Origin of the sequence: Mycobacterium sp. 852002-51163_SCH5372311 (assembly GCF_001667115.1) — a bacterium.
GTDB lineage: Bacteria > Actinomycetota > Actinomycetes > Mycobacteriales > Mycobacteriaceae > Mycobacterium.
The window spans coordinates 1-2,523 of record NZ_LZIJ01000158.1 but is presented as its reverse complement, the minus strand read 5'-3'; the positions used below and the strand labels follow the sequence as shown (position 1 = coordinate 2,523).

2 protein-coding genes are annotated in these 2,523 nt (G+C 58.7%); one reads left to right on the top strand and one right to left on the bottom strand.

What is annotated here, in order from left to right; genetic code table 11:
- Positions 1-621 precede the first annotated feature (621 nt).
- Positions 622-1,527 (top strand): hypothetical protein, encoded by a 906-nt coding sequence (locus A5791_RS17660; protein ID WP_067239574.1) that lies wholly within the window; start codon positions 622-624, stop codon positions 1,525-1,527.
- Between the two features lie 2 nt (positions 1,528-1,529).
- On the opposite strand, the gene A5791_RS17655 is transcribed toward A5791_RS17660, so the two are convergent.
- A partial coding sequence (locus A5791_RS17655; protein ID WP_067239572.1) for a site-specific integrase occupies positions 1,530-2,523 on the bottom strand: 994 nt, incomplete at its 5' end.

Here is a 2,523-nt window from a genome sequence, read left to right as displayed (position 1 = left end):
ACGCAGACCTAGCTATAACAACGAGTGTCAAGAAACAACCGAAACAGAAACGTCAAGAATCAACCGACTCTGAACAGGGGCACCAAGATCATGTATTGCTTCGGCTGATGCTTGACGTTTCGGTTTCGGTTGATGCCTGACAGTGGGCCACCCCCGCCGAACGGTTCCCCCGCAACCCGGGATGGCAGGTGGGAGTTAGCTAGCCGGAACTACGCCCGCCCGCTCGTGAACCTGCCGCGTACGTCAACCTGATGAGAGGTAGGCCGGGCCAACCTAGACCGCCCTTGAACAGGCGTTTTACAGTTGGGCGGGCGGGACTCGAACCCGCGACCAACGGATTATGAGTCCCCAGGTCCAGCGCTGTAGCAAACTCTATTGGATCCGAAAATGGCCCTGCATCCGCTCCTATCCCCCAGTTTTCCAGTGCTTCTGTTTCAGAACCGGGCCTAGCAGCGGCTGCTAACCGAACGCAGCAAATCAGCGCGTTGCCGGAAGTATGACGACAAACCACCGACAAACGCTATCCGGTGCCGGTTGCTGGGGCGCGTGTCACAGCGGTAGTCGAACAGGTGTTTGATAGGCTGCAGAGCGGCCCCAGCAGCACGCCGAAAGCGATCAGGGATGACAGAGGAAGCCGACGACTACAGACACCAAAAGTGCTACGCGAACACGCGCGGCGGATGCTCTAGCACCATTTCCGGCGAACACTACGTATCGCACGGCTTGATCAAGCTGTACGGCAACAACGACCCGAAGTTCACGGTGCAGCACAAGACCGGCAAGGGTATCGGTCACCCCGTCACGGCCAAGAACTTCAAGGCGAACATCCTGTGCCAAAAGCACAACACCGCACTGCATCCGGCCGATGACGCCGCGCTGGCGTTCGCAACGTTTCTGCGCCGTAACGCGTTACAGTACGACGCCGGTGCTGGCGAGTGGGGTGACGCCGAGGAGATCACCATTTCCGGTGACGACATGCAGCGATGGGTGCTCAAGGTGTTTCTGAATCACGCCGTGACAGGGCACTTTGAGGTCCAGCAGAACAACACGGTCACGTTCCCGCCAGAAGCGATTGACTTGCTACTAGATCGTGCAGCGTGGCCGTCCTCGTGGGGCATGATGGTGCCGGGCGAAGTGCGCAGCAAAGAATTTCGGGCCTTGCCCTTTCAACCCGCCGATGTCGTCAACAGCCATTGGTGGGGCGTAGCACCCCTTGTCTACAAGGACAAGACCTGGATGGGTGGCGGAATCGTAGACCTAGCTCACGTCAGTTTCGGTCTGACACTATTTGATCCAGGGCGGCATATACCCGGCTACTTCCACGACAACCCCCACAACCTCATGCGCGGATCGCTACAGCGGCCCGCCCATATCGGGTGGGAACTAGAGGGCGTGGAAAAACGCATCAACTTTACGTGGGACTACCCGTTGCACCCCTACGGCCTTACGTACCAACTAAGACCGCAGAACAAAGCCGACCGGCTAGCCGGGAAACTGCCTGTCGGAGAACACATTTGGCTTGAATGAAATCACTCTGCCTTCCGTCGCAACGGAACAACATTGCGTTGCACTGCAGCCGGACGGGCCAACTTCGGCGCTGCCTGTTCGTCCTCGTTGATGTAATCCACGTAGGTGGTTAGGGTCAGCACAAAGCTGGAATGGCCAAGCCACTTAGACACTTGCATATAGTGCTCCCCCGCGCTCAAAGCCAGAGTGGCAAAAGTATGCCGAAGGTCGTACAGTCGCACTGAGCCCAAACCCAATGCCTTGCAGGCGGGTTGAAAGTAGTTGTGGTACAGGTTGTCCGCCACTATCGGCTTGGCCCAATCGAAGTCCTCCACCTGCACCGCAGACTTACCGGCACGTGTGCGCTTGCCAGGAAACAACGGTGCGTGCGCTATGCGCTTCTTCTTGCCGGCAAATGGGTGAACCGTAGAAAGGTATTGCCGTAGGTCATCGGCCAGCCACGGCGTAAGTGGAATCGTACGGTCAGTGGACGCATCGGATTTCGGGGTACCTTCCTGCCAAATCAGAGGTGCAGGTTCGTCGGTTTGCTCAGCGCTAGCAGCGCTTCGCGCCTTCTTCTTCGTCCGCATAACGCGGACACTGCCGACAGTGCCAGGGATATCAGATAGCAACACATCGCCAACCTGGAGGCCTTGCAGTTCCGCCACCCGAACGCCGGTATAGGCCGCAAACACCACGGCCAGCGCGTAGACGGGATTGCCGCGTTCGGAGGCGATGTAGTCGTGTAGCGCTGCTACTTCACTGGACGTCAGTGGCCGGTGCTTGAACGGTGCCTTGCCGTTAGAGGCGACGCGGCGTTTGGTGCTGTGCCGTCTACCGGCGACCACAGGATTGCTCGGTATGGCTTGATCGTCCACGGCCACATCAAGGATCCGTTTCAAAGTGCCGACAATGTGCTTGACGGTCTTGGGGCTGCGGGTGACTAGGCCGGTGCCGGGGGTGGGTGGTTTGCGTCTGGCCTTGCCGCGCGTCACAAACGACCGCTGCGGATGCGGC